The sequence below is a fragment of the Tardiphaga sp. genome (assembly GCF_025356345.1).
Taxonomy (GTDB): domain Bacteria; phylum Pseudomonadota; class Alphaproteobacteria; order Rhizobiales; family Xanthobacteraceae; genus Tardiphaga.
On record NZ_JANXTC010000188.1, the window covers coordinates 1 to 24,910 of the forward strand.

A 24,910-nucleotide genomic window follows, 5' to 3' on the forward strand; every position below is an offset into this window, starting at 1 on the left:
CGCTTGCGGGCCGCGAGGCGATCCTGCCGGTCGCCGACAGCGTTCGCCAGACCCATGCCAGTCCGCGCGCCACCGTGGAATTCCTGCTGCATGCCGCGACGCTTGACAGCGACGCACTCGGTCACCGCCGCACGCTGATGATGCCCGGGGTACCAGCCTCGATCGCCGAGCAGATCGACGCGCTGCGCCGCGTCGCCGGCGCTGCCGTGGCGGCCCGCGTCCGGCATGTCCCCGATCCGGCGATCATGGCGATGGTCGCCGGCTGGCCGACCAGTTTCGACACACCACGTGCGCTTTCGCTCGGTTTTCGGGCGGAATCCAGCTTCGAAGTCATCATCCGTACCCATATCCATGATGATCTTGGTGGCAAATTTGTTAGCTAACCATTGAGGACGTCCATGACCCGAGAAATCATCATGGCGGCGGGAGGCATTGTCGTTCAGCGGACAGAGCCGCCGCGTTTCGCGGTGGTATGCCTGCGCAAGCGCTCCGATTGGGTATTGCCCAAGGGCAAGCTCGACGCCGGCGAGACCGCGCGTGCCGCCGCCCAGCGCGAGGTGCTGGAAGAAACCGGCCACGAGGCCCAGGTTCAGGACTTTCTCGGCACGCTGGCCTATCCGCTCGGCGAGCGCGTCAAGGTGGTGCATTTCTGGCATATGGAAGCGGCGGCTGCGCCGTCGCGCAAGCTGATGAAGGATGTCACCGCGGTGGAATGGCTGCCGCTGGAGGATGCGCTGGCCCGGTTGTCGCGCGGCCACGAGCAGGCCTTCCTGGCGCAGGTCGGTCCGCTGGCGATCGCGGCGATGCAGGGCGTCGCCACTCCGGCTGAAAGCCCGGTTCCGGCCCTGCTGCCATCTGAACCGAGGGGCTGGGCTGAAAAAATCTGGCGCTGGCTCAGGGCTGATCGCGCGGACGCTTAGCGGAGGTGAGCGCAACGAGCCTTTGTGCCGCGTTGTACCCGGCAAAAATTGCCCCCTGGTAACCAATCATTAACCATCCCGGCTTCACTCTCGAATTAACAATTCGATAAGGACAGTGAGTCGTCATGACTGAAATCGTGGAACAGAGCCGCCCCTTGGCGCGCTTTCGCGGCCGGTCGTATGTCGCGTTCATGTTCAAGCCGATGGTCCCGATTGTCGACTGGATCGCCGAAATCGACGCCACGCTGGAGCACTCCGCCGGCTTCTTCGCCGGGCGCCCGGTGGTGCTCGATCTGTCGGCCGTCGATCTGAGCCATTCGGCAATCGTGCATCTGATCGACAGCCTCGAGACCCGCGGCATCCGGGTGCTGGGGCTGGAAGGGCTGGATGAAGCCAAGGCGGTTCCGGGCCTGCCGCCGCTGCTGACCGGTGGCCGGCAATGCGTGATCGAAAGCCAGGTCGCCGAGCCGGCGCCGATCAAGCCGGTCAAGTCGCTGCTGCTGGAAGCCCCGGTGCGGTCCGGGCAGTCAATCGTTTTCACCGATGGCGATGTCACAGTGCTGGGTTCGGTCGGCTCCGGCGCCGAGATCGTCGCCGGCGGTTCGATCCATATTTACGGAACCCTGCGCGGCCGCGCCATGGCAGGGGTCAACGGCAATTCGTCGGCGCGAATCTATTGCCACAAGCTCGAAGCCGAACTGCTGGCGATCGACGGTTATTATCAGACCGTCGAAGACATGGATGTGACGTTGCGCAATCGGCCGGCTCAGGCCTGGCTCGACGGCGACGTCATGAAAATCACAGCGCTTAATTGAAGCGCGGAGGAGTTGAGATGGGCAAAGTCCTGGTAGTAACGTCTGGAAAAGGCGGCGTCGGGAAAACGACCTCGACGGCCGCGCTCGGTGCCGCTTTGGCGCTTGGCGGCAAGAAGGTGGTCGTGGTCGATTTCGACGTCGGCCTGCGCAACCTCGATCTGGTGATGGGAGCCGAACGCCGCGTGGTGTTTGACCTCGTCAACGTGGTGCAGGGCGTGGCCAAGCTGTCGCAGGCGCTGATCCGCGACAAGCGGCTCGAGAACCTGTGGCTGCTGCCGGCGTCGCAGACGCGCGACAAGGACGCGCTGACCGAGGAAGGCGTCGAACGCATCATCGACGAATTGCGCGCCAAGTTCGACTGGGTGATCTGCGACAGCCCGGCCGGCATCGAACGCGGCGCCACGCTGGCGATGCGTTATGCCGACGAAGCGGTCATCGTGACCAATCCGGAAGTCTCGTCGGTGCGCGATTCCGATCGCATCATCGGCATGCTCGATTCCAAGACCGTACGGGCCGAGCGCGGCGAAGAAGTCGTCAAGCACGTGCTGATCACGCGCTACGACGCCGGGCGCGCGGCGCGCGGCGAAATGCTCAGCATCGACGACATTCTGGAAATCCTGGCCACGCCGCTGCTCGGCATCATCCCGGAAAGCCAGGACGTGCTGCGCGCCTCCAATGTGGGGTCGCCGGTGACGCTGAACGATTCCGAAAGCGCGCCGGCCAAGGCCTATATGGACGCCGCGATGCGGCTGGAAGGCGACATCATCACCATGCGGATCCCGGTGCAACGCAGGGGTTTCATGGAACGGCTTCTTGGGCGGAGGGCGGCATGAGTATGAACTTTCTGCGGCTGCTGAGCGGCCGGTCCGCGGTGGCGAAGGCCTCGGCGCCGGTGGCGCGCGAGCGACTCCAGATCCTGCTCGCGCATGAACGCGGCATGCGGGGCCAGCCGGAATTGCTCAACTTGCTGCGCGAGGAAATCCTGGCCGCGGTGGCGCGCCACGTCGATCTCGATCCGGACAAGGTCATCGTCAAGATGCAGCGCGGCGACGTGGTGTCGACGCTTGAGGTCGATATCGAACTTCCCCACGGGGTGGAACGCGTGCAGCGCGACCGCAAGGCCGGCTGATCGGTTCTGCGGGGGCGGGCAGGCTTCGTCAGAAGCTGTCCCGCCTCTCAGGCCCCGCGAAGAATGACGCCGAACCAGCCCAGACCCTTATAGGTCTCGTAGCCCGGCGTCGCATGGAACGCGACCATATTGCCGGCATGCTCATGATAATAGCCGCTGCGACGTCCATTCAGCTTGAGCGCGATGCGTTCGGTGAGCAGCCCCTGGCCGTCGGACGCGGCGATCACGCGTAAATTCGAATCCACCAGCAAGACGCGGGTCTTGTCATCGTCGCCGATGCGCACGCCCTCGACGATGGCGCGGGCCTGGCTCTCCCAGTCGAAATGAATGGCGAGCACGCCGATGGCGCGACCATGCGCCTTGCCGCCTTCGCGCACGCTGGCGCAGTAGGTCGCGACCTGCGCATTGCCGAGCAGCGGCTGCCGGTCGACATTGCCGGCTGTATATTCGTCCCCCGAGCGCAGTTTTCGCGCCTCGCGAAACCATGATGTAGCGGCGACATTGGCCCCCTTGACGTCGAAGCGACTGCCGAGACCGCTGGCCAGCACATTACCTTCGAGGTCGCACAGCCACAGATCGAGATACACCGTGTAGGCGCCGAGGATCACCGCGAGGCGTTCCGCGACGTGGGTCTTGGCGGCGTCGGTCGGTGAGGCGGCGCAGTCAATGATGGCGGAATCGGTGGCCCACCAGCGTACGTCACAGGTTCGCTCATAGAGGTTGCGGTCCATCAGTTCGATGGCGTTGAGGGAGAGATCGACCATCCGCTCGCCGCGCGAGCGCTCGGTCATCTTGTCGATCGACGCCATCAAATTGCCGGTGCGGGCCGTCAATTGTGTTTCCAGATCGCTGGCGATGTTTTCGACCTGCTGGCCGACATGGCGCACCTCCTGTGCCACCACCGCGAAGCCGGCGCCCTGGGCGCCGGCGCGGGAGCTTTCGATCAAGGCGTTCAGCGCCAGCATCTTCATCTGGTTGGTGATGTTCTGGATCGATTTGGTCTTCTCGCGGGCGATCTGATTGACCTCGAGGGTCAACCGCGCGATCAGCGCGGAGATGTCCGACGCCTGCCCGCTGTCGTCACCCTGATCATCGGTCCTTGCCAGGCTGCTACCGCGATTCATCACCACGCTCATCGCCGCATTCCTTGCAATATTGGTGTTTGATCAAATCGTGATTTAGCGCGTAACGCGCTCATGTCGTTGTAGGGTACCTCCGCGATTATCCATCATCATACCTAACGCGAGATTAATTTACCTCTCGGTTTCGCTCATCGGTCATGCCGGGACGTCGGGTCGCGGCCGCGTGATCGTGGCGTGTCCGGTTCTCGGCCAGGCATTCATCGATCACCGCCAGCAGCGTTTTCGGCTTGAACGGTTTGCGCAGGGAGCGCGTGGCGCCCAGCGCCAGCGCCATGCGCAGAAAATCCGGGGCTGGGGAACGGCTTTCGGCAAAATCATAGCCCGAGATGGCGATCAGCGGCACCGCCGGCGCGCTCTGATGGAACAGCCGCACCGACTCGAAGCCGTGCATGTGGGGCATGAAGATATCCACGATCATCAGGTCGAACCGGCCTTTGGTCAGGACAGCAAGACCGGTCGCCGCGCCATCCGCCGTGACGACCTCGAAGCCTTGCTGTTTCAGCCACAGTTCAATCGCTTGCGATACCAGCGGATCGTCGTCGACAACCAGAATGCGCAACATGGTGAGCTCCAGCAGGCCGATTTGGAGTCCGCGGCCCAATTGCCGCTATTCCGGAGCGATCCGGCGACTCGGTTTGGCAAATCTGCTGAGCGACGCGCCCACGTGTCTGCGCTAAAATGCACATACGCAGGTTGTGACAGGGGCATTCTTTTTGCTATTTTCAGCGCCTTGGTATCCGGCCACCCGCTTGTGGTATCTATATGAAATCTTGCGGTTTCCCGCCGCCATGCCATATCGAGATCATCCGTTCTGACAAGAGACTGAGTACGCCCGATGACTGACACGACGACCGCCTCCGCCCCGACCTCGCAGCCGTTCCAGGCCGAGGTCGCCGAGCTGCTGAACCTGATGGTGCACTCGGTCTATTCCGAGACCGATATCTTCCTGCGGGAGCTGATCTCCAACGCGTCCGACGCCTGCGACAAGCTGCGCTACGAGGCGATCGCCAGTCCCGTGCTGATCGCCGAAGGCACGTCCCCGAACATCACCATTGTGCCGGACAAGGCCGCCAATATCCTGTCGGTGATCGACACCGGCATCGGCATGGACCGCCAGGAACTGATCGACAATCTGGGCACCATCGCGCGCTCCGGCACCAAGTCATTCCTGTCGCGCCTCACCGAAGCCAAGGACGGCGTTGGCCTGATCGGCCAGTTCGGCGTCGGCTTCTACGCCGCCTTCATGGTCGCCGAGAAGATCGTCGTGACCAGCCGCCGCGCCGGCAGCCATGATGCCTTCACCTGGACGTCGTCGGGCGGCGCCGGTTTCGAGATTGCCCAGCTTGAAAATGGCATGGACGTGCCCGCCGGCACCCGCATCGACCTGCATCTGAAGGACGACGCCAAGAAATATCTCGAGGCGCACGAGATCGAGCGCATCGTCGGCGCCTATTCCGACAACATCCAGTTCCCGATTCTGCTGCGGACGGAAGAGGGCGAGCCGCGCCAGATCAATTCGGCCAGCGCGCTGTGGCAGCGCTCGAAATCCGAATTGACGCCGGAAGACTATACCCAGGCCTACAAGTCGATCGCGTCAGCCTGGGACGAGCCGGCGATGACGCTGCATTACCGCGCCGAGGGGCGCTATTCCTACGCCGTGCTGCTGTTCGCGCCGTCCGCGAAACCGTTCGACCTGTTCGAGCCGTCGCGAAAAGGCAAGGTCAAGCTGTATGTCCGTCGCGTCTTCATCACCGACGATGCCGACCTGCTGCCGACCTATCTGCGCTTCATCCGCGGCGTGATCGATGCCGAGGACCTGCCGCTCAATCTGTCGCGCGAGATGCTGCAGAACAATCCGCAGCTGGCGCAGATCCGCAAGGCCGTCGCCACCCGCGTGGTCGGCGAACTGGAGAGCATGAGCGACAAGGAGCCGGAAGCCTTTGCAAAGATCTGGGACGCCTTTGGTCCGGTTCTGAAGGAAGGCATCTACGAGGACTACGAGCGCCGGGAGAAGCTGCTGGCACTGACGCGCTTCACCAGCACGACGGGCGAGAAGCGTTCGCTGAAGCAATACGTCGCCGAGCTGAAGCCGAACCAGACCGAGATCTATTACCTCGCCGGCGACAGCATCGAGCGGCTGAAATCAAATCCGAAGCTGGAAGCGGCGAAGTCGCGCGGCATCGAGGTGCTGCTGCTGACCGATCCGGTCGATGCGTTCTGGACCTCGACGCCGCTCGATTTCGACGGCAAACCGCTGAAGTCGCTGAGCCAGGGCGATCTCAATCTCGATCTGATCCCGCGCATCGATGAAGGGGCCAAGGACGAGACGACGCCGGAGACCGATGAAGCCACGACCATCGCGGTCATCAAGGAAGCGCTCGGCCAGCGCGTCTCCGACGTCAAGGTCTCGACGCGTCTGACTACTTCGGCGTCGTGCCTGGTGGCCGGCGGCCATGGCCCGGACCGCGAGCTGGAGCGCATGCTGGCGATGCAGAATCGCGGCAGCGTTACCAAGCCGATCCTCGAGATCAATCCGCGGCATCCGCTGGTGGCCCGTATCGCCACCGCCGACAAGGCCGCCGGCGGCGACGCCGCGGATCTGTCGTTCCTGTTGCTGGAACAGGCGCAGATCCTCGATGGTGAACTGCCGGAAGATCCGGCCGCGTTCGCGGCAAGGCTGAACCGTCTGGTGCTGCGGGGAATGTAGTCGTTCGCGCCACGTCCTCTCCACGCGTCGTCCCCGCGCAGGCGGGGAACCATACGCCGTGACGAATTTTGTCGTGGGACAGATGCCGTTCCGCGATTATGAACTCGGAGGCCATGGATCCCCGCTTGCGCGGGGACGACGACTGATAGGGCGACGTTCGATTGTCTCCTGTCCTCATCCCAAAGATTAGCTGGGCATCCGCGCCGTTCTAAAATAGCTTCCCGTCAACATAAAAACATCGGGAGGCTATTCTATGAAGTTCCGGCACTTGTCATCGGCTGTCGCCGCTTGCAGCCTGTTGGTCGCAGCACCCGCTCTGGCACAGGGCGTCAAGATCGGCATTCTCAACGACCAGTCCGGTGTCTATGCCGATTACGGCGGCAAGGGTTCCATCGAGGCCGCCAAGATGGCGATCGAGGATTTTGGCGGCGAAGTACTCGGCCACAAGATCGAACTCGTCACCGCCGACCATCAGAACAAGCCCGATCTCGCCGTCAGCATCGCGCGTCGCTGGTACGACGTCGAAGGCGTCGACATGATCACCGAATTGACGACGTCGTCGGTGGCGCTGGCGGTGCAGGAATTGTCGCAGCAGCAAAAGAAAATCGACATTGTGGTCGGCGCGGCCTCGTCACGGATCACCGGCGATGCCTGCACGGCCTATGGTTTCCACTGGTCGTTCGACACCCGCGCGCTCGGCGTCGGCACCGGCGGGGCGCTGACCGAAGCCGGCGGCGATACCTGGTTCTTTCTCACCGCCGATTATGCGTTCGGCTATTCGCTGGAGAAAGACACTGGCGATATCGTCAAGGCCAAGGGCGGCAAGGTGCTCGGTGCCGTCCGGCATCCGCTGAATTCATCGGACTTCTCCTCATTCTTGCTGCAGGCGCAGGCCTCCAAGGCCAAGGTGATCGGCCTCGCGAATGCCGGGCTCGATACTACCAATGCGGTGAAGCAGGCCGCGGAATTCGGCATTGTCGCCGGTGGCCAGAAGCTCGCCGGATTGCTGATGACCCTGTCTGAGGTGAACGGGCTCGGCCTGCAGGCGGCGCAGGGCCTGGTGCTGACGGAATCGTTCTACTGGGACCGCGACGACAAATCGCGCGAATTTTCCGAGCGCTTCTTCCAGCGGGCGCAGCGGATGCCGAACATGATCCAGGCCGGCACCTATTCGTCGACGCTGTCCTATCTGAAGGCGGTGAAGGCGGCCGGTACCAAGGATTCCGATGCGGTGGCCAAAAAGCTCAAGGAGCTGCCCGTCGATGACGTCTTCGCGCAGGGCGGCAAGGTGCTGGCCAATGGCCGGATGGTGAAGGATCTCTATCTGTTCGAGGTCAAGAAGCCGTCGGATTCCAAGAAGCCCTGGGACTACTACAAGATGCTCGCCACCGTGCCCGGCGCCAAGGCCTATCCGACGGCGGCCGAAAGCGGCTGCCCGCTGACGAAGTAAGCGGCGAACTCTTCCGTGTCCCAAGCGCGGTGCGGCATTCTGATGCCGCTCCGCGGAGCCGGGACCGCCAGGACCGCCAGCGGGTGCGACGGTCCCGGCTCTGCGAAGCGATACTGCGTATCGCATCGCGTCCGGGGCAAGACGTTCATCCGAAGCCTCAATACCCCGTCATTTCCAGATAACCGACGCCTTGCTGGCTGCCGGTGAAGGCGATCGGTCCTTCCCAATAGGGAAAGCTGGTCGCCATCCACGCCTGTGGATTGAGCGGCGTGGTCTGGATCTGCAAGCCGCGCGAGGCGATGCCGACGTTCCAGGAGGTTGGAATCCGGCGACCGCCGACCTCCGTGAACGCCGTCGGCGTCATGGCGATCGCGCCGGATGCGATCTGTTCGGAGCGGCCGTCCGGCGAAATCCAGTTGCCGGAAAAATAGTTTTGGCCGTCTTTCTGGCGCAGCCGGAACAACATCAACTTGCCGCCGCTGGCCAGATGCAGTGAGAACCAGTCCCAGCCGGTCTGGTCCGACGACAGCGGCTGGCTGGAGAATTCACGGTCCATCCAGGCGCGCCCGGTCACCGCGATTTGTCGACCATCCAGCGTGAGCGAGCCCTGCGCGACGAACCAGGGCTGGCTGTAATAATACGACGCCTGGCCGCGTTCGGATTTCTTGCTGTAGCCGGCGTCGCCCTGCGGCACCAGCGGCTGCGGCGTATCCAGACGCAGATCGTAGCTGAACTCCGCGCCCGCGGCGGACACCCGCAGCGGCGCGACGGTCGCCTCGCTGAAGCCGTCTAGCCCGCGCAACTCCCACGCATCGATCCAGGCGCGGAATGGCATCGCGGTGACGCCGGCCTGCCCAATGCCGCCGCGCGCGAAAGCTTCGGCATAACGATGCACGGTCGCCGAGGTCGCCGCAGCGTGGCCCATCCAGATCTGCGGGTTGGCCCAGCCCTCGCGTTGCGCGCCGGGTGCCATCGCCTGGCGAAACAGCGTCCATTGCGCGCCAAAGGCGGCGCCGGCGGCATCGACCAGATTGGCGGTGAGGTACCACCATTCAATGCGGAAGTCGGGATGCGGGCCGTGATCGGCGGGGAAGGTGAGGGCGCGGCCGGGCGTCACGGTGGCAAATCCGTCGGCGTCGCGGCCGAGTCCGGCAAATCCCTGCGCCAGCGCGCGCGGCGCGCCGAGGCCAAGCAGTGCCAGCCCGCCGACAAAGCCGCGTCGTGTGGGAGCGCTACCGCTCATCGGCAAACACCTTCACCAGTTTCGCCGGCTGCATCCGCAGCAGTTTCAGGATCGGCAGCAGCGCGGCCAGCAGCGACGCCAGCATGGCGACGCCGAGCAACTGGATCAGCTGCAGCGGAAAGACGTGGAACGGCAGCCGCCAGCCGAACGCCTTCACATTGACCACGGCGATCAGGCACCACGCCACCAGCAGGCCGAGCGGCAGCGCCAGCAGCGCGGTCAGCAGCGCCACCGACAGCGTCTTCAGCAGTTCGATCGCCGCCAGCCGCCGTCGCGTGATGCCGATCGCCCATAGCGGCGCCAGTTGCGGCAGCCGCGAATTGCTCAGCGTCAGCAGGCTGGTCAGCAGTGCCACCCCGGCGACGCCAAGCGTAAAGCCGTTCAGTGCCGCAGTCACCGCGAAGGTGCGGTTGAAGATCCGCAGCGATTCCGCCTTCACCGTGGCCTGGTCCGCGAGGTTGCCGCCGTCGAGGCCAAATCGGCCTTGGATCGCGGCCATCAGCGCCGGCACGGCGGCGGGCGCGACGCGCAGCCCCATCCGGGTTTGCGAAATGTCCGGGAAGCGTGTTGTCAGCGCATCGATGGCGACGCCGAGCTGTCCCTTCGGATTGCCATAGTCGGCATAGATCGCGACCACGTCGAGTGACCAGCTCCCCGACGGCGCGGGCACATTGAGGTGATCGCCGACGCCCAGCCTTAGTCGCCGCGACAACTGCTCGCTGATCAGCGCGGCATTGCCGCCGCGCACCCGGTCCCAGGCATCAGCCGTCGCTTCCAGCAGCGGCCATTGCTGGCGATAGGTGGCGTGGTCGGCGAAGCCGAGCACTTCCACTGGCAATCCGTCGAGTGGTACGTCGGCGCGGCTGCCCGGCAGCACCGCTTGTACGTCGTTGCGCGATTTCAGCCAGTCCGTGATCTCCAGCGCCTGCTTTTCGCTCGATGCGTTGAGGTAGATCTCCGCCGCCAGCCGGCCGTCGAGCCAGCCGGTAAAGGTGCGGCTGAAACTTTCCACCATGGTGCCGACGCCGACATTGACGGCCAGCGCCAGCAGCAGCGCCATCAGTGCGAGCGACAGGCCGGAAAGCTGTAGTCGGCTGTCAGCCCAGAACCATTTTGCCAGCGGCCGCCTTGTGCTGCGCTCGCCGAGCGCCAGCACGATCCCCAGGATCACCGGCAGCGCCAGCGCCGCGCCGACCATCAGCGCGGCGAGCACCACGAAGCCCGCGATCAGCGAATCGCCGAGCCATAGCACGCCGGTCGCGCCGACCAGGATGATGGCAGCGAAGCTGCCTTGCAGTGTCAGCCAGCAGCCCTGGGCCTGCTGCCACGCATAAAATTGCGCCGCCGCCAGCAAGGGCAGCCGCACCGCCTTGAGCAGGCTCGACGTCGCCGCGGCGAGCGCGCCGAGGATGCTGATCGCCAGCCCGGCCAGCCACCATTCCGGCTTCAGCGTCAGTTGCCCCGGAATCGTCGCGCCGTACAGGCCGCGCAGGCTGGCCGCGACATCGGGCAACAGCGACGCCGCGATGAAATAGCCGCACACCAGACCGACCAGCCCGGCCACGATGGCAATCGACACCAGCTCGATCAGCAGCACGGTGTTGAGTAGTCGCGCTGACACGCCGCAGGCGCGCAGCGTGCGCAGCATCGGCCGGCGCTGCTCGAAGCCGAGCCCGATCGCCGAATTGACGATGAACAGGCCGACGAAGAACGACAGCAGCCCGAAGGCGGTGAGGTTGAGATGAAAACTGTCGGTGAGACGTTCGAGATCGGTTTCGGCGTCGGGCTCGACCAGCCGCAATTGATCCGTCACCGTTTCCAGCGCCGCGCGCGGGCCGCTGGTCTTGCCGATCAGCAGCCGCGTGATCTGTCCGGGCATTTTCAGCAGCTGTTGCGCAATGCCGATATCGACCACCAGCACGCCCTGCACCAGTTGCGGCTGCACCCGCAGCGGCGGCAGATGGCGCGCGCCCTCGATCGAAGGCGTCGCGCCCTCGGCGAGGCCAAGCTCCGCCAGGGTCTCCGGTGCCAGCAAGGTCTGGCCGGGCGGCGTGATGAAGCCCTGCACCCCGGCCTTGCCGATCTCCGCGGTGGCGCTCGCTTCCACTGGCAACGTCACCGGCTCGATGCCGAGCAGCCGCACCATCCGGCCCTCGATCGGTACCCGGCCTTCCAGGATCGGCGATACCGGCCAGCCGGCGCGGCGTAGATCGACGAAAAGCTGTTGCGAAAACGCCGACCCGTCTCGGCTCACCAGCATCGCGGTGCGCGCCCCGCCGAACGTCGCCGCCGCGCGGTCATAGCTGGTCCGGGCCTGCTGGTTCAGCGCCTGCACGCCGCTCCACAGCGCCGTCGCCGCGATCAGCCCGACCAGCAGCGTGGCCAGTTGCATTGGGTGCCGGCGCCAATGGCTCAGCAGCACCGCGAGAACCCACAGCCCGCGTTTCACCGGATCAGGCCGGCATGCAACTGGACCTGTCGGTCCAGCGTGGCGGCAAGACGAGCGCTATGCGTCACCATCAGGAATCCGCAGCCGGTGCGCGCGACCAGATCGCGGGCCAGGCTGAGCACATTGTCCGCGGTTTCCTCGTCGAGATTGCCGGTCGGCTCGTCGGCGAGCAGCAGCAGCGGCTTCGAGGCCAGCGCGCGGCCGATGGCAACGCGCTGCTGCTGGCCGCCGGACAGCTGTTCGGGGTAGCGCTTCAGCAGCGCGGCGAGGCCGAGCCGCTCGATCAGTTCGCTCTGCCAGACCGCATCATGCTTGCCGGCGATGCGCGACTGGAAGGCGAGATTGTCGGCCACGCTGAGGCTGGGGATCAAATTGAATTGCTGGAACACCAGCCCGAGGCGGTCGCGCCGCAACTCGGCGCGGGCCGCATCCGGCATTCCCGAAATCAGCACGTCCTCGAGCTTGACCTCACCGCTGTCGGCGGCGTCGAGCCCGGCGATCAGATGCAGCAGCGTGCTCTTGCCACTGCCGGATTCGCCGGTCAGCGCCACGCTCTCGCCGGCGGCGACGTCGAGATCGACGCCGCGTAGCACGGCGACTTGTTCCTGGGCGGAGCGATAGGATTTGGTGAGGCGGCGGACGATGAGCATGATCGGAGGGTCTAGCAGAATGTGGGCGTCGCGGCGACCAACCGGAAGGACGTCCTTGGTCCCCTTGAGCGCCAACGGATCAGCGCCGGCTGGCGGACACTGTTCCGGATACGAATGTCGGCTTGCGTTCCGATACCAGCGCCAGTAGCACCGTCGCCGCCATGAAGCCGGCCGAGACGCCGAACACCCAGCCCGGCAGCGCGTGGTCCATCAGCCAGCCGAACAGCAGCGGGCTGAGAATGCCGCCGAAATTGAAGCCGGTGGAGACGATGCCGAAGGTGCGGCCGGCGGCGCCGGGTGGCGCGGCGTTGCGCACCAGCATGTCACGCGAGGGTACGATGACGCCGCTGAGAAATCCGGCCAGCGCCATCGTGAGGGTCAGCGCCAGCGCCGGCAGCGTCACCGAGGCGATCGTGAACACGATCGCGGCATTGATCGCAAAGCATCCCGCCGCGATCTGGCTGTGGCGCTCGGTACGGTCGGCCAGCACGCCGCCGACCAGCACGCCGATCGCGCTACAGCCGAGATAGCCGGTCAGCGCGATATTCGCCGCCGAAAACGAACTGCCATAACCGGTCATCATCGCCACGATGCCGAAACTGTTGATGCCGTTTTGCGATAGGCTGAGTAGCGTGAAGAACACCGTCAGCAGCAGGATCGCCGGCGTCAGCATGCTGACCTTGGCCGCCGGCGCGCCGTCCATGTTGCGCGAATGGATCGCGCCGGCATCGGGTATCCCGATCACGATCAGCATCAGCACCACGGCCAGTCCGATCACGCCAGCCACGATCAGCGCGCTTTGGCCGCCAACGCCGGCGACCAGCGCCGCCATGATGGCGGGTGCCACCGCGCCGCCGACAAAGCCGGCGAAGCTGTGGATCGAGAACGCCCGGCCCATCCGTGTCTCGTCCATATGGGCGGACAGGATCGCGTAGTCGGCCGGATGATAGACACTGTTGGCGAGGCCGAGCAGCGCGGCGCAGACGATCAGCGAGGGATAGCTCAACGACAGGCCGAGTCCGATCAGCGCGGCGCTGCCCAGCGTCATGCCGACGATCAGGATCTTTCGCGCGCCGATGCGGTCGACCAGATAGCCGATCGGCGCTTGGGTCAGGCCGGACACCACGGCGAACAAAGTGAGTGCGAAACCGAGGTCGATATAGCTGACTCCGAGCCGTTCCTTCAGGAACGGGAACAGCATCGGCAGTACGAAAATATGAAAGTGGCTGACCCAGTGCGCGGTCGAGATCGCGCCGAGGGTGCGCAGCGCCGAATCCCCTTGGACGTGATGTGTGGCGGCCGGAATATCGACCATGGCAGTTTCCACCCGTGCTCTTGTCGCGTCTTGTTGAGGCGCTAGCCGTAGGGCTGCCGGCGCGGTCTGTCCACGAATGTTGCCGCATGCAGCCGTTGCAATCGGAGCAGGTCGCCAAGGCAGGGGCGGGATGGCGGCGCCTTCATCGCGCGTTTCTTGTCCGGATCGCGCGAATCGACCTCAATCTGACCGTCATTGCCGCCGATAGTGGCAAGATCCCGCGATTGAGCCTGCCTTTTTTCGCCGTTCCGTGTAAACGGGGGCGAACCCACATCACCGAACTCCCGGAGCGACGATGAAAAAGCCGAAGATCGAAATGGACGAACCGCAGCCCCGCAAGATCGTTCGCGCCGACCGCGCGCCGACCGAAGGCTATTCGATCGTCGTCGACGGCCATTTCAAGTCGCATCACGACACCGTCGAAGCCGCGGAAGAAGCCGGCATGAAGCTGAAGAACGCCTATCAGATGCTGCAGATCCAGGTCTATGATTCCGCGACCAAGACCCGCACCATGATCGAATGGCCGGCCCCCACCGCGGCGGAGGCCGTCTAACCATCCGCGTTCAGGTCCGGCGTCCGCCGCTCTGCTGTCCGGCCAGCCAGGCGGCGAGCGCCGGCGATTTCTCGACAGTCTTCTTGCCTGCGACGGTCTTGCCGGCGCCAGTCTTGGCGACCTTTTTCTTGACCGCGGCGATCGGTGGCGCCAGCGCCTCACGAGCCAGGCGTTGCGCTTTCAGCTTCGCCATGTTGTCGATGACGGCCCTGGACGCAGCGTCGCGCTCGGCCTTGCCGGATTTGCCTTCATCCTTCGCCATCAGGTCACTTTCTTTTTCTTGGCCGGCTTGGCTTTGGGCTCGGGCGGATTGCTGAGCGCCTCGGCTTCGCGGGCCAGCCGCTCCGCGCGCAGGCTTTCGGTGCGTTTGCGGATCGCGATATCGGCCGCGGCGATGTCCGCCATCGCCTTGATGCCTTCGGTCTCCTGCGCGATCTTGCGATTCAGCCGGATTTCCTTCATCTCGGCGGGGGTCTTCGGTTCCGGTTCGGTGTCCATGCGTGCCTCGAATTTGGCCGTGCGGCGTACGCTTCGGCTATTGCTGGGGCATTCCTATCAGAAACATCCCGGCAAAGGCACCCCAAGGGCCATTTTGAGGGTTATTTAACCTATGTCGCGGTTAAGCGCCGGGCCTTGACGGCAGGTCAAGCGCATCGGCGGTTGTGTTGCGCGGCCGCGGTGATCCTGAGACAATACCACTGAAAACACGGACCTTACCCCGCAATGATCCGCACGCTTTTTGACGACGGCGCCGACAATCTGCGCGGCCGTATCTTCACCATTTATGCCATCCTGATACCGGCCAACGTGCTGGCCTGGCTGTGGGCGCTGATCGCGTTTCGCGACCAGCCGGTGCTGCTCGGCACCGCGCTGCTGGCCTATACGTTCGGACTGCGCCATGCGGTCGACGCCGACCACATCGCCGCCATCGACAATGTGACCCGCAAGCTGATGCAGTCCGGCAAGCGGCCGATCTCGGTGGGCTTCTTCTTTGCGCTCGGCCATTCCACGGTCGTGGTCGTGGCTTCGTTGTTTGTCGCGCTGGCGGTGTCGGCGCTGCATTCGAAATTCGAGGGGTTTCGCGAAGTCGGCGGTCTGATCGGCACCGGCGTCTCGGCGTTCTTCCTGCTGATCGTCGCGGCGGCCAATATCGTGATCCTGATCTCGGTATACCGGCTGTTCCGGGCGGTGAAACGCGGCGAACGCTTCATCGAGGAAGATCTCAATGCGCTGCTGGCGCAGCGCGGCATCGTTGGCCGCGCGCTGCGTTCGCTGTTCGGGATCATCTCGAAGAGCTGGCACATGTATCCGCTCGGCATCCTGTTCGGACTCGGCTTCGATACCGCGACGGAAATCGCGCTGCTCGGCATTTCGGCGGCGCAAGGCGCCGAGGGCATGTCGATGTGGTCAATCCTGGTGTTTCCGGCGCTGTTCACCGCCGGCATGTCGCTGGTCGACACCACCGACGCGGTGCTGATGGTGCGCGCCTATGGCTGGGCCTTCATCAAGCCGATCCGCAAGCTGTATTACAACATGATCATCACGCTGGTGTCGGTGATCGTCGCGCTGGTAATTGGCAGCGTCGAGGCGCTCGGCCTGATCGGCCGCAAGCTCGATCTCACCGGTGGCTTCTGGCACGCCATCGAGATGCTCAACGAAAATTTTGGCGCGCTCGGCTATCTCATCATCGCGATCTTCATCCTGAGCTGGATGATCTCGGTGATCGTGTATCGCATCAAGGGCTATGACGATATCGAGGTCCGCGTGCACTGAACACGCGGACCCGGACCTCGACGATTACTTCGCCGTCATTTTTTCCAACGCTGCGCGTTTCCACAGGTCCCAGGCACGGCCGTGGATGTTCTCGATCGTGGCCAGCGTCTTCTGGCTCTCTTCCGGCTCCATGTAGTTGACCTTGCCGCCCAGCGCCATCGCCTGCGACTGCAGCGACGCGTTGACGTTGCTGTAATAGGCACGGAACACCGCCATCGGCACGGTCGAGGCGACGACGACGCTGCCATGGCCGCGCAGCAGCGCGACGCTGCGGCTGCCCAGCGTCGATGCCAGCGACTTGCCGAGATCGGGGGTGCCGACCAGCATGTTGGTCTGGCCCGCGGCCTTGCGGATATCGAACACCGGCACGCTGGGCGACAGGAAGGCGCCGAGCAGGAACACCGGACGCAGCGGCACGCCGCCGATCCCAAACGGGATCACGCCCAGCGAGTGGGTATGGATCACGGCCATCACGTCCGGCCGGGCCTTGTAGATCTCGCCGTGAATGTATCGCTCGAAGAAGCTGTTGCGGCCTTTGGCGTCGACCGGATTGGAAGCCAGATCATATTCCATGATGTCATCCGCCGTGACCAGCGCCGGCGCCACCGAGCGACTCAGCAGATAACGGTTCGGATTGCCGGGATGCCGCATGCTGATGTGGCCGAACCCGTCGATGACATTGAGGTCGGTGAGTACGTGGTTGGCGATCACCAGTTCCTGGATTTTTGCCGGATCGACCGGCCCGCCCGATTCGGGCGCGGCTGGCGCCGTAGCGGGAGCGGCGGTCTGGGCATGGACCGGCGGCAACGCGCCGACCAGCAGGGAGATGGCCAGCGCGGCATGCGCCGCAGTTAGTGAAAGCTTCATCATATGGTCCTGTTGAAGTCTGGTGGCAGTTCTGAAGGTATTTTTGTAGGGTTATGTGTCAATGATTAATCCTTCGTGACAACGTACCATCCGCTTTTTTCCTCGCGCCAGCGCGGATGACATGATTGGCACGTTCATTCCTGCTAGACGACAGAGGCGACGCATGGTCGCCTTGCGCGGCGGCGCCATGATGCCAGCATGATGACGTGATCCGGAGACTGGATTTGGCGGAATATGTTGTGGAATTCGGCAAGGACGGCCGAAATGTCGAAGCTGACGGCCGGCTCGACGCGGCGGCGTTTCACCGCAACCATGAGGCCATCTGGGCCGCGCTGGCGCCGTTTCTGGACGGCAGGGCTGGCGACGTCGTCGAGGTCGGCAGCGGCACCGGCCAGCATGTTGTCGATTTCGCCAGCCGTTGTCCGGATATCACCTGGTGGCCGAGCGATCTCAACGAAGCGCATTTGAAGAGCATCGCCGCCTGGACCGCGCATGCGCGGCGCGACAACGTCCGCCCGCCGTTGCGCATCGATCTCACCGATCCCGCCTGGTGCGCGCAGATGCAGGACGGCAGTGGACCGACCGCCTTGCTGGCAGTGTTCTGCGCCAATGTGGTGCACATCGCGCCGTGGCAGGTGGCTGAAGGCCTGATTGAAGGCGCGTCAAACTATCTGCGACCGGATGGCCAGCTGTTCATCTACGGCCCGTTCAAGCGCAACGGGCAGCACACCGCCGTGAGCAATGCGCTGTTCGACACCAGCTTGCGGAGCGGCAATCCGGACTGGGGCGTGCGTGACGTCGCGGAGCTCGAACGCGTCGCGGCACGCGTCGGCCTCACGCTGGTCGACGTGGTTGAGATGCCGGCCAACAATCTGTTGCTCAGCCTGGCGCGGCAGCCCGTTAGGTAGCGCCGCCTGCATGGGGCGTTTGCGCTGGTACATGTTGATCGACCAGCAAGCGCCGGTCATAGTCCGCGCGAAATGACAGGCCCGGCGAGCACCGGGCCGAGCCGGGGCGGAAATCAATGACCATCAGCACCAGTCGCGACACCGCCGATGACGTCCGGGCGCGTGCCACTGTGTGGCGGCTAGCCGCGGCGCAGGCGCTGGGCGGCGCCAATTCAGCGGTTATTTTCGCCACCGGCGCCATTGTCGGCGCGACGCTGGCGCCCAGCGTGTCGCTCGCCACCGTGCCAATCTCCGTCTATGTCGTCGGCCTCGCCTGCGGCACCCTGCCGGTCGGCATCATCTCGCGGGCCTATGGCCGTCGCGTCGCTTTCATCCTCGGCAGCGGCGCCGGCGCGCTGTGCGGCGTGCTCGGAGCCATCGCGATTCTCGAGGGCTCGTTCGCGCTGTTCTGCTGCGCCACCTTTTTCGGCGGCCTGTACGGCGCCGTCGCGCAATCCTATCGCTTCGCCGCGGCGGACGGCGCCAGCGCCGCCTATCGGCCGAAGGCCGTGTCCTGGGTGATGGCGGGCGGCGTATTCGCCGGCGTGCTCGGGCCGCAATTGGTGCAGTGGACCATGGACGTCTGGCCGCCCTACCTGTTCGCCTGCAGCTTTGCGGCGCAGGCCATCGTGGCGTTGATCGCGATGGCGCTGCTGGCGACCGTCGATGCGCCGAAGCCGGCACCCGCGGACATGACCGGCGGCCGCCCCCTGCTGGAGATCGTCCGGCAGCCGCGCTTCGTCGCGGCGGCGATCTGCGGCGTGGTGTCCTATTCGATGATGAACCTGGTGATGACGTCGGCGCCGCTGGCGATGCAGATGTGCGGGCTCAGCCTCAGCGATTCCAATTTCGGCATTCAGTGGCACGTGGTGGCGATGTACGGGCCGAGCTTCTTCACGGGATCGCTGATCGTCCGCTTCGGTGCGCCGCGTGTCGTCGCCGTCGGCCTGGCGCTGGAAGCCGTGGCGGCGATCATCGGCCTGTCCGGCATCACCGCGATGCATTTCTGGGTCGGCCTCGTCGTGCTCGGCGTCGGCTGGAATTTCGGCTTCATCGGCGCCTCGGCGCTGGTGCTGGAAAGCCATCGGCCGCAGGAACGCAACAAGGTGCAGGCCTTCAACGATTTCCTGGTGTTCGGCGTGATGGCGGTGGGGTCGTTCGCGTCCGGGCAGTTACTGGCGCATTATGGCTGGTCGACCGTCAACACGGTGGTGTTTCCGCCGGTGGTTCTCGGGCTCGGCTTTCTCATCGTGGCGGGAGTGGCCAAGCGGCGGGCCGCGCAACGCGCCGTGTTGTCCAGTCACATTGTCTGATCAGGTTTCGATGAACCGCTCGGTGGTCTCGAAGCTTTCGCGCGGCCAGGCGATCTGCACCACGGCGCCGTGGTCGGGGAACACGCGATTGGTAAAGGTGACCTTGGCGCCGGTGCGCTCCAGCAGCGTGCGGGCAATGAACACGCCAAGCCCGAGCCCGGTATGTTCGCCGCCGTCCTCGCTGCTGCGCCGCCGCGACAGATACGGTTCGCCGATCCGCTTCAGCAGGTCCGGTGGAATGCCCGGTCCATCGTCGGAAATCGAGATCACGACGCTGTCGGCATTCCACCACGCATTGACCTCGACCATCTCACGGGCGAAATCGACGGCGTTCTCGAGAATGTTGCCGACGCCATAGAGGATCGCCGCATTGCGCATGCTGACCGGCTCGGCAGCGCTGGCGACGGCGATCCGGGTCTTGATGCTGATGCCAAAATCGCGATGGGGGGCCACGGCTTCCTCGATGATCGCCGACAGCCGCATCCGGTCGAATGGCGCGCCGCTCGAATTCAGCTGCGTGATCTTGGACAGGATTTCGCGGCAGCGCTGCGCCTGTTCGCGCAGCGTCCGGAGGTCATCGACAATCTCGGGGTGGTCGTGCGCCGATTTTTCCAGCTCGCGCGAAATCAGGAAGATGGTCGACAGCGGCGTGCCGAGCTCATGCGCGGCGGCGGCGGCGAGGCCATCGATCTGGGTCAGATGCTGCTCCCGGGTCAGCACCAGTTCGGTCGCCGCCAGCGCATCGGACAGCTTCCGCGCCTCCTCGGTGACCTGAAAAGCGTACAGGCTGGTGACGCCGATCGCGGTCAGGATCGAAAGCCAGACGCCGAACAGATAGATCTGCGGCAGCACCAGCGGCTCCGTCGAATCCCACGGTAGCGGTAAATGAAAGAACGCCAGCGCGGTGGCGCTGGTCGCCGCGAAGATGCCGAGCGCGATGGTCAGCCGCGTCGGCAAAGCGGTTGCCGAAATCAGCACCGGCGCCAGAAACAGGAACGAGAACGGATTCTGCAGCCCGCCGGTGAAGAACAGCAGGCAGGCCAGCTCGGCGATGTTGAGCGCCAGCAGCGCCGCGGCATAACGCGGTTCCAGCCGGTGCACCGGGTTGAAGATCGTCTGCAGCACGAGGTTGAGCGCCGCCGACACCCCGATGATGGTGAGGCAGGGCACGATCTCGACGTCGAATTCAAGGCCCTGCACCACGATGAAGATCGCCGCGAGCTGGCCGAGCGCGGCCAGCCAGCGCAGCCGCAAGATCGTGTCGAGCCGTACGTAGCGGCGCGGGTGGCGAAAGTCGGAGGCGGCGATATCAGTCATGTCGCGGACATTAGCCCCCGGATCGGCTGACCACAAATCCGGGGACTTACGGCGACAGCCTGACAGGTCCCTGATAGGTCGAAGGCTTGCATTGCTGGGCCTCAAGCCGCTAGGAACGGCGGATATGACAATCGAGATCGACAAGTCACGTGCTGTAGCTGCCATTGGCGCGGAAACCTCCGCGGCGATCAAGGTCGCGCGTCTCGTCAAACTCTACAAGACCACCCGCGCCGTCGATGACATTTCGTTCACGATCGCGCGCGGCAGCATCACCGGGCTGCTCGGCGGCAACGGCGCCGGCAAGACCACCACGATCGCGATGATCATGGGGCTGGTGCTACCGACGTCCGGCCGCGTCTCGGTGCTGGGTTGCGAGATGCCGGCGCAAAGCGCCGAGGTGCTCGGCCGGATCAATTTCGAGAGCCCCTATGTCGACATGCCGATGCGGCTGACGGTGCGGCAGAACCTGACGGTGTTTGGCCGGCTCTACGCGGTGAAGCATCTCGGCGAGCGTATCGCGCAACTGGCCAGCGACCTCGACCTCACCGGTTTCCTTGATCGTGCCAGCGGCAAGCTGTCGGCCGGCCAGAAGACCCGGGTCGCGCTCGCCAAGGCGCTGATCAACGAGCCGGAACTGCTGCTGCTCGACGAGCCCACGGCCTCGCTGGATCCCGACACCGCGGACTGGATCCGGCAGCATCTGGAGACCTATCGCAAGACGCACAACGCCACCATCCTGCTGGCCTCGCACAACATGCTGGAAGTCGAGCGCCTGTGCGACCGCGTCATCATCATGAAGACCGGCCGCATCGAGGATGACGACAGTCCGGAGAACATCCTGATCCGTTATAACCGCGCGACGCTGGAAGAAGTATTTCTCGACGTCGCGCGCGGCCGCGAGCGCGCCCCATGAACCTGACCGCCCCCTATCGTGGCATCGCCATGCACCGCGTGTATGCGATGGTGCTGCGCTACTGGTACCTGCTGGTGTCGTCCTGGCCGCGGATGCTCGAACTGGTCTACTGGCCGGCGCTGCAGATCATTACCTGGGGCTTCTTGCAGAGCTACATTTCGCAGAATGCCGGCTTTTTCGCCCAGGCCGGCGGCACGCTGATCGGCGCGGTGATCCTGTGGGACATCCTGTTTCGCGGCCAGCTCGGCTTCTCGATTTCGTTTCTCGAGGAGATGTGGGCGCGCAACCTCGGCAATCTGATGATGAGCCCGCTGAAGCCGATCGAGGTCCTGATCTCGCTGATGATCATGAGTCTGATCCGGCTGGCCATCGGCATCGTCCCGATGGTGCTGCTGGCGCTGGTGTTCTTCAAGTTCAACCTTTTCACGCTCGGCCTGCCGCTGATCGCGTTGTTCTGCAATCTGATCTTCACCAGCTGGTCGATTGGTATCTTCGTCTCCGGCCTGGTGCTGCGCAACGGGCTGGGTGCCGAGAGCATCGTCTGGACTCTGATGTTCGGCCTGATGCCGCTGACCTGCGTGTATTATCCGGTGAGCGTGCTGCCGGGCTGGCTGCAATATGTCGCCTGGATGCTGCCGCCAACCTATGTGTTCGAGGCCATGCGCGCATTGCTGTTCGACCATACGTTCCGTGTTGACCTGATGCTGGCCGCGCTGGCCATCAATGCCGTGATGTTTATCCTGTCATTCGCGATATTTCTTGGGCTGTTGAACAGCGCCCGCCGGGTCGGCTCGCTGGTCTCCGGCGGCGAATAGGCGGAATTGCCGGGATAAGCCGCTGTCCGGCGCCGCGGTTACGTCAGCCATGCGATCCTCGCATTGACGCTTTCTTATGCAGCCCCCACTATCTTAAGCTGAAACAGCCTTGGGAGACAAAATGCCGATCGGTGAATTTGGCAGGCCGCCGGCCTTGCCGTCGGAAGTAAGTCCGGCCCTGACGACGCCGATGTACTGGATGCATGAGATGGTCCGCGCGTCGCTCAATCCGGCGCGGATGATGAGCGATGCCACCAAGATGATGTTCCAGAATCCGTTCAATCCGCTGTCCAACACCGAGTTCGGCAAGTCCGTCGCCGCCGGCTGCGAATTATTCGAACGCACCACGCGCCGCTACGGCAAGCCGGAATGGGGCCTCGACGACACCGAGGTCAACGGCGTGCGGACTCCGATCGAGATTCGTTCGGTGTGGGAAAAGCCGTTCTGCCGGCTGCTGTATTTCGATCGCCAGCATCCGCGCCCGCTGCGCAGCCCGCAGCCGCGCCTGCTGATCGTGGCGCCGATGTCCGGCCACTATGCCACGCTGCTGCGCGGCACCGTCGAGGCGTTCCTGCCGACCCACGAGGTCTATATCACCGACTGGTCCGATGCCCGCATGGTGCCGGTGTCCGAGGGGCGCTTCGACCTCGAGGACTATGTCGATTACGTCATCGAGATGCTGCATGAGCTGGGCGGCAACGTCCACATCCTCGCGGTGTGCCAGCCGTCGGTGCCGGTGCTGGCCGCGGTTTCGATCATGGAGGCCGAAGGCGATCTGTTCGTGCCGGTGTCCATGACCCTGATGGGCGGGCCGATCGACACACGGCGCAATCCGACCGCGGTGAACAATCTCGCCGCCGAAAAGGGCATCGACTGGTTCCGCGGCAACGTCATCACCAAGGTGCCGTTTCCGCATCCCGGCGTGATGCGCGACGTCTATCCGGGCTTTTTGCAGCTCAACGGCTTCATCAGCATGAACCTCGACCGCCACATGGACGCGCACAAGAAGCTGTTCGCGAATTTGGTGAAGGGCGATGGCGACCTGGTCGACAAGCATCGTGAATTCTACGACGAATATCTGGCGGTGATGGACCTCACCGCCGAATATTACCTGCAGACGGTGGACACCGTATTCGTCAAGCACTCGCTGCCGAAGGGCGAGATGACGCATCACGGCAAGCGTGTCGATCCCTCTGTCATCACCAACGTCGCGCTGATGACGGTGGAAGGCGAGAACGACGACATCTCCGGCCTCGGCCAGACCGAAGCGACGCACACGCTGTGCTCATCGATTCCCGATGATCGTCGTGTGCATTATGTGCAGAAGGGCGTCGGCCACTACGGCGTGTTCAACGGCTCGCGCTTCAAATCGGAAATCGTGCCGCGCATTTGCGATTTCCACCTCAACGCTGCGAGCGCCAAGATCAGTGCCGCCGCCGCGGAGTAGTTATAGTTCCGTGCATCGACTGTCGTGACGCAGTCGATGCACGAAGCCCGATGTATCCGCGTGATTGGCGTTTTTGATTCGATCCCGGTGCTTTGTAAGCCCCTGAAAACAGGAGCGGAAAAGCAATATCCCAAGCATTTTAAAAAATGAGGATGAATTCATATTATAAAGCTTGGTTCCGGGCTTTATTTGAATCTTGATTCGTGTTCCGGGCCCCATCCTGTGGGGGACAAAACGTTAATTTGCCCCGTATATTGGGCAAATGATTTGTTTTTCAGCCGAGCAATTCCCATGGCGGCGGATATGGCAGAATCCGGTCGAACTCCTGACGACCGGATCTTTAGACATGGCCTTTCGCGCACTGCTTTATCGCCGCCCCGCTGAACCCGACACGCTTGCCGTCAAGCACGGCTCGCAAATTTTCTCCGTTCGACTGCGAAGACATCGCCGCGCGCGGCGCTACACGCTGCGCATTCATCCCAGCGATCGCGAGGCGATCCTGACCATGCCGCCGCGCGGCACGCTGGCCGATGCCAAGGAATTTGCCGCCCGCCACGGCGGCTGGATCGCGGCCAGGCTCGGCCGTTTGCCGAAGGCGGCGCCGTTCCAGGCTGGAACCCTGGTGCCGCTGCGCGGCGTCGCGCACAAGATCGTGCACCGCGCCGGTTCGCGCGGCACGGTGTGGACCGAGGTGCGCGACAGCGGCGAGAAGATTCTCTGTGTCGCCGGCGAGGCCGAGCATGTCGATCGCCGCGTCCACGACTTCCTCAAGCGCGAGGCGCGTGCCGACCTGCAGAAGGCGTCCTCGCATTACGCCACGACGCTGAACGTCAAGGTGACGCGGCTGATGATCCGCGACCAGTCGAGCCGGTGGGGCTCGTGCACTTCGGCGGGGTCGCTGTCGTTCTCGTGGCGTCTGAAACGGAGCTGCCTTCGCCAGACGTCCGAGACGCGCAGCAATCCAGCCGCCGTGACGTTGTGCGAAATCTTTCGCATCCGCCAAGGTCCCCCGCGGCGGCATGGTCAGGATCGCTTCGCGATCGCTTGGATGAATCCGCAACGTGTATCGCCGCGCACGCCGATGTCGGCGCAAGCGAACCGCGAAGATTTGCGAGCCGTGTTTGACAGCGAGCGTGTCGGGTTCG

25 protein-coding genes and 1 pseudogene are annotated in these 24,910 nt (G+C 64.1%); 16 read left to right on the forward strand and 10 right to left on the reverse strand.

The window, feature by feature from the left end:
• The 5 genes and pseudogenes from Q0S16_RS11125 to minE form a co-directional block, all read left to right on the forward strand.
• Positions 1-383: pseudogene (locus Q0S16_RS11125) on the forward strand (NAD-dependent epimerase); the annotation flags it as partial.
• Between the two features lie 15 nt (positions 384-398).
• Positions 399-920 carry an NUDIX domain-containing protein gene (locus tag Q0S16_RS11130; RefSeq protein WP_295848164.1) on the forward strand — a complete coding sequence of 174 codons (522 nt, stop codon included), beginning with the start codon at positions 399-401 and terminating at the stop codon, positions 918-920.
• Between the two features lie 125 nt (positions 921-1,045).
• A complete protein-coding gene (minC, locus tag Q0S16_RS11135; protein WP_295848167.1) occupies positions 1,046-1,735 on the forward strand; it encodes a septum site-determining protein MinC in 690 nt (229 codons plus the stop codon).
• A 17-nt stretch (positions 1,736-1,752) separates the two neighbouring features.
• Positions 1,753-2,568 (forward strand): septum site-determining protein MinD, encoded by an 816-nt coding sequence (minD, locus tag Q0S16_RS11140; protein ID WP_295848169.1) that lies wholly within the window; start codon positions 1,753-1,755, stop codon positions 2,566-2,568.
• A complete protein-coding gene (minE, locus tag Q0S16_RS11145; protein ID WP_295848171.1) occupies positions 2,565-2,864 on the forward strand; it encodes a cell division topological specificity factor MinE in 300 nt (99 codons plus the stop codon). The genes minD and minE overlap by 4 nt, the downstream gene beginning before the upstream one ends.
• A 47-nt stretch (positions 2,865-2,911) precedes the next feature.
• Here minE and Q0S16_RS11150 read toward each other — a convergent pair whose 3' ends face one another.
• The gene (locus Q0S16_RS11150) at positions 2,912-3,988 is read right to left on the reverse strand and encodes a methyl-accepting chemotaxis protein (RefSeq protein WP_295848209.1); all 1,077 of its coding nucleotides are present in this window, start codon (positions 3,986-3,988) and stop codon (positions 2,912-2,914) included.
• 124 nt (positions 3,989-4,112) lie between these two features.
• Positions 4,113-4,568, reverse strand: a complete 456-nt coding sequence (locus Q0S16_RS11155) for a response regulator (RefSeq protein WP_295848173.1) — start codon at positions 4,566-4,568, stop codon at positions 4,113-4,115.
• A gap of 273 nt (positions 4,569-4,841) precedes the next feature.
• Here Q0S16_RS11155 and htpG point away from each other — a divergent pair, with 273 nt between their 5' ends.
• On the forward strand, positions 4,842-6,713 hold the full coding sequence (gene htpG / locus Q0S16_RS11160; protein ID WP_295848174.1) for a molecular chaperone HtpG: 1,872 nt from the start codon (positions 4,842-4,844) through the stop codon (positions 6,711-6,713).
• Between the two features lie 253 nt (positions 6,714-6,966).
• Positions 6,967-8,163 carry an ABC transporter substrate-binding protein gene (locus tag Q0S16_RS11165; RefSeq protein ID WP_295848176.1) on the forward strand — a complete coding sequence of 399 codons (1,197 nt, stop codon included), beginning with the start codon at positions 6,967-6,969 and terminating at the stop codon, positions 8,161-8,163.
• Positions 8,164-8,320: 157 nt separating this feature from the next.
• Here the strand turns inward: Q0S16_RS11165 and Q0S16_RS11170 are convergent, their stop codons facing one another.
• From Q0S16_RS11170 to Q0S16_RS11185, 4 genes are all read right to left on the reverse strand, one after another.
• The gene (locus Q0S16_RS11170; protein WP_295848177.1) at positions 8,321-9,406 is read right to left on the reverse strand and encodes a lipocalin-like domain-containing protein; all 1,086 of its coding nucleotides are present in this window, start codon (positions 9,404-9,406) and stop codon (positions 8,321-8,323) included.
• The gene (locus Q0S16_RS11175; protein ID WP_295848179.1) at positions 9,396-11,855 is read right to left on the reverse strand and encodes an FtsX-like permease family protein; all 2,460 of its coding nucleotides are present in this window, start codon (positions 11,853-11,855) and stop codon (positions 9,396-9,398) included. Before Q0S16_RS11175 ends, Q0S16_RS11170 begins: the two co-directional genes overlap by 11 nt.
• The gene (locus Q0S16_RS11180; protein WP_295848180.1) at positions 11,852-12,505 is read right to left on the reverse strand and encodes an ABC transporter ATP-binding protein; all 654 of its coding nucleotides are present in this window, start codon (positions 12,503-12,505) and stop codon (positions 11,852-11,854) included. The genes Q0S16_RS11175 and Q0S16_RS11180 overlap by 4 nt, the downstream gene beginning before the upstream one ends.
• Positions 12,506-12,584: 79 nt before the next feature.
• The gene (locus Q0S16_RS11185) at positions 12,585-13,820 is read right to left on the reverse strand and encodes an MFS transporter (protein WP_295848181.1); all 1,236 of its coding nucleotides are present in this window, start codon (positions 13,818-13,820) and stop codon (positions 12,585-12,587) included.
• Positions 13,821-13,906: 86 nt separating this feature from the next.
• Between Q0S16_RS11185 and Q0S16_RS11190 the strand changes: the two genes are divergently transcribed.
• Positions 13,907-14,119, forward strand: a complete 213-nt coding sequence (locus Q0S16_RS11190) for a hypothetical protein (RefSeq protein ID WP_295848182.1) — start codon at positions 13,907-13,909, stop codon at positions 14,117-14,119.
• Entirely contained in the window at positions 14,116-14,373 is a 258-nt protein-coding gene (locus tag Q0S16_RS11195; RefSeq protein WP_295848184.1) for a hypothetical protein, read from the forward strand. Before Q0S16_RS11190 ends, Q0S16_RS11195 begins: the two co-directional genes overlap by 4 nt.
• Positions 14,374-14,383: 10 nt before the next feature.
• Here Q0S16_RS11195 and Q0S16_RS11200 read toward each other — a convergent pair whose 3' ends face one another.
• Together Q0S16_RS11200 and Q0S16_RS11205 are read right to left on the reverse strand one after the other, a co-directional pair.
• Positions 14,384-14,635, reverse strand: coding sequence for a hypothetical protein (locus Q0S16_RS11200; protein WP_295848187.1), 252 nt, complete (start codon positions 14,633-14,635; stop codon positions 14,384-14,386).
• Positions 14,635-14,871: a transcriptional regulator gene (locus Q0S16_RS11205; protein WP_295848189.1), complete on the reverse strand. Its 237-nt coding sequence runs from the start codon at positions 14,869-14,871 to the stop codon at positions 14,635-14,637. Before Q0S16_RS11205 ends, Q0S16_RS11200 begins: the two co-directional genes overlap by 1 nt.
• A 225-nt stretch (positions 14,872-15,096) precedes the next feature.
• Here Q0S16_RS11205 and Q0S16_RS11210 point away from each other — a divergent pair, with 225 nt between their 5' ends.
• Positions 15,097-16,146, forward strand: coding sequence for a HoxN/HupN/NixA family nickel/cobalt transporter (locus Q0S16_RS11210; protein ID WP_295848190.1), 1,050 nt, complete (start codon positions 15,097-15,099; stop codon positions 16,144-16,146).
• 24 nt (positions 16,147-16,170) lie between these two features.
• Here the strand turns inward: Q0S16_RS11210 and Q0S16_RS11215 are convergent, their stop codons facing one another.
• On the reverse strand, positions 16,171-17,013 hold the full coding sequence (locus Q0S16_RS11215) for a class II aldolase/adducin family protein (protein ID WP_295848192.1): 843 nt from the start codon (positions 17,011-17,013) through the stop codon (positions 16,171-16,173).
• A gap of 224 nt (positions 17,014-17,237) precedes the next feature.
• Between Q0S16_RS11215 and Q0S16_RS11220 the strand changes: the two genes are divergently transcribed.
• Both Q0S16_RS11220 and Q0S16_RS11225 read left to right on the forward strand, forming a co-directional pair.
• Positions 17,238-17,921 (forward strand): DUF938 domain-containing protein, encoded by a 684-nt coding sequence (locus Q0S16_RS11220; RefSeq protein WP_295848194.1) that lies wholly within the window; start codon positions 17,238-17,240, stop codon positions 17,919-17,921.
• 116 nt (positions 17,922-18,037) lie between these two features.
• The gene (locus Q0S16_RS11225; protein WP_295848196.1) at positions 18,038-19,273 is read left to right on the forward strand and encodes an MFS transporter; all 1,236 of its coding nucleotides are present in this window, start codon (positions 18,038-18,040) and stop codon (positions 19,271-19,273) included.
• Here the strand turns inward: Q0S16_RS11225 and Q0S16_RS11230 are convergent, their stop codons facing one another.
• A complete protein-coding gene (locus Q0S16_RS11230; protein WP_295848199.1) occupies positions 19,274-20,590 on the reverse strand; it encodes an ActS/PrrB/RegB family redox-sensitive histidine kinase in 1,317 nt (438 codons plus the stop codon). It abuts the gene before it with no gap.
• Positions 20,591-20,714: 124 nt separating this feature from the next.
• On the opposite strand from Q0S16_RS11230, the gene Q0S16_RS11235 reads away from it, so the two are divergent.
• The 4 genes from Q0S16_RS11235 to Q0S16_RS11250 form a co-directional block, all read left to right on the forward strand.
• The gene (locus tag Q0S16_RS11235; protein ID WP_295848201.1) at positions 20,715-21,503 is read left to right on the forward strand and encodes an ABC transporter ATP-binding protein; all 789 of its coding nucleotides are present in this window, start codon (positions 20,715-20,717) and stop codon (positions 21,501-21,503) included.
• Positions 21,500-22,318: an ABC transporter permease gene (locus Q0S16_RS11240; RefSeq protein WP_295848203.1), complete on the forward strand. Its 819-nt coding sequence runs from the start codon at positions 21,500-21,502 to the stop codon at positions 22,316-22,318. The genes Q0S16_RS11235 and Q0S16_RS11240 overlap by 4 nt, the downstream gene beginning before the upstream one ends.
• A gap of 121 nt (positions 22,319-22,439) precedes the next feature.
• Complete coding sequence (gene phaZ, locus Q0S16_RS11245) at positions 22,440-23,765, forward strand: polyhydroxyalkanoate depolymerase (RefSeq protein WP_295848205.1); 1,326 nt, start codon at positions 22,440-22,442, stop codon at positions 23,763-23,765.
• A gap of 262 nt (positions 23,766-24,027) precedes the next feature.
• Positions 24,028-24,910: YgjP-like metallopeptidase domain-containing protein (locus Q0S16_RS11250; RefSeq protein WP_295848207.1), on the forward strand; the 883-nt coding region annotated here is incomplete at its 3' end.

Coding starts and splice junctions, on each gene's coding strand:
- Q0S16_RS11210 (WP_295848190.1), top strand. CDS start 15,097: ATGATCCGCACGCTTTTTGACGACGGCGCCGACAATCTGCGCGGCCGT.
- Q0S16_RS11130 (WP_295848164.1), top strand. CDS start 399: ATGACCCGAGAAATCATCATGGCGGCGGGAGGCATTGTCGTTCAGCGG.
- minD (WP_295848169.1), top strand. CDS start 1,753: ATGGGCAAAGTCCTGGTAGTAACGTCTGGAAAAGGCGGCGTCGGGAAA.
- phaZ (WP_295848205.1), top strand. CDS start 22,440: ATGCCGATCGGTGAATTTGGCAGGCCGCCGGCCTTGCCGTCGGAAGTA.
- Q0S16_RS11205 (WP_295848189.1), bottom strand. CDS start 14,871: ATGGACACCGAACCGGAACCGAAGACCCCCGCCGAGATGAAGGAAATC.
- Q0S16_RS11170 (WP_295848177.1), bottom strand. CDS start 9,406: ATGAGCGGTAGCGCTCCCACACGACGCGGCTTTGTCGGCGGGCTGGCA.
- Q0S16_RS11240 (WP_295848203.1), top strand. CDS start 21,500: ATGAACCTGACCGCCCCCTATCGTGGCATCGCCATGCACCGCGTGTAT.
- Q0S16_RS11195 (WP_295848184.1), top strand. CDS start 14,116: ATGAAAAAGCCGAAGATCGAAATGGACGAACCGCAGCCCCGCAAGATC.
- minE (WP_295848171.1), top strand. CDS start 2,565: ATGAGTATGAACTTTCTGCGGCTGCTGAGCGGCCGGTCCGCGGTGGCG.
- Q0S16_RS11165 (WP_295848176.1), top strand. CDS start 6,967: ATGAAGTTCCGGCACTTGTCATCGGCTGTCGCCGCTTGCAGCCTGTTG.
- minC (WP_295848167.1), top strand. CDS start 1,046: ATGACTGAAATCGTGGAACAGAGCCGCCCCTTGGCGCGCTTTCGCGGC.
- Q0S16_RS11180 (WP_295848180.1), bottom strand. CDS start 12,505: ATGCTCATCGTCCGCCGCCTCACCAAATCCTATCGCTCCGCCCAGGAA.
- Q0S16_RS11225 (WP_295848196.1), top strand. CDS start 18,038: ATGACCATCAGCACCAGTCGCGACACCGCCGATGACGTCCGGGCGCGT.
- Q0S16_RS11235 (WP_295848201.1), top strand. CDS start 20,715: ATGACAATCGAGATCGACAAGTCACGTGCTGTAGCTGCCATTGGCGCG.
- Q0S16_RS11185 (WP_295848181.1), bottom strand. CDS start 13,820: ATGGTCGATATTCCGGCCGCCACACATCACGTCCAAGGGGATTCGGCG.
- Q0S16_RS11150 (WP_295848209.1), bottom strand. CDS start 3,988: ATGAATCGCGGTAGCAGCCTGGCAAGGACCGATGATCAGGGTGACGAC.
- Q0S16_RS11215 (WP_295848192.1), bottom strand. CDS start 17,013: ATGAAGCTTTCACTAACTGCGGCGCATGCCGCGCTGGCCATCTCCCTG.
- htpG (WP_295848174.1), top strand. CDS start 4,842: ATGACTGACACGACGACCGCCTCCGCCCCGACCTCGCAGCCGTTCCAG.
- Q0S16_RS11200 (WP_295848187.1), bottom strand. CDS start 14,635: ATGGCGAAGGATGAAGGCAAATCCGGCAAGGCCGAGCGCGACGCTGCG.
- Q0S16_RS11190 (WP_295848182.1), top strand. CDS start 13,907: ATGCAGCCGTTGCAATCGGAGCAGGTCGCCAAGGCAGGGGCGGGATGG.
- Q0S16_RS11155 (WP_295848173.1), bottom strand. CDS start 4,568: ATGTTGCGCATTCTGGTTGTCGACGACGATCCGCTGGTATCGCAAGCG.
- Q0S16_RS11230 (WP_295848199.1), bottom strand. CDS start 20,590: ATGACTGATATCGCCGCCTCCGACTTTCGCCACCCGCGCCGCTACGTA.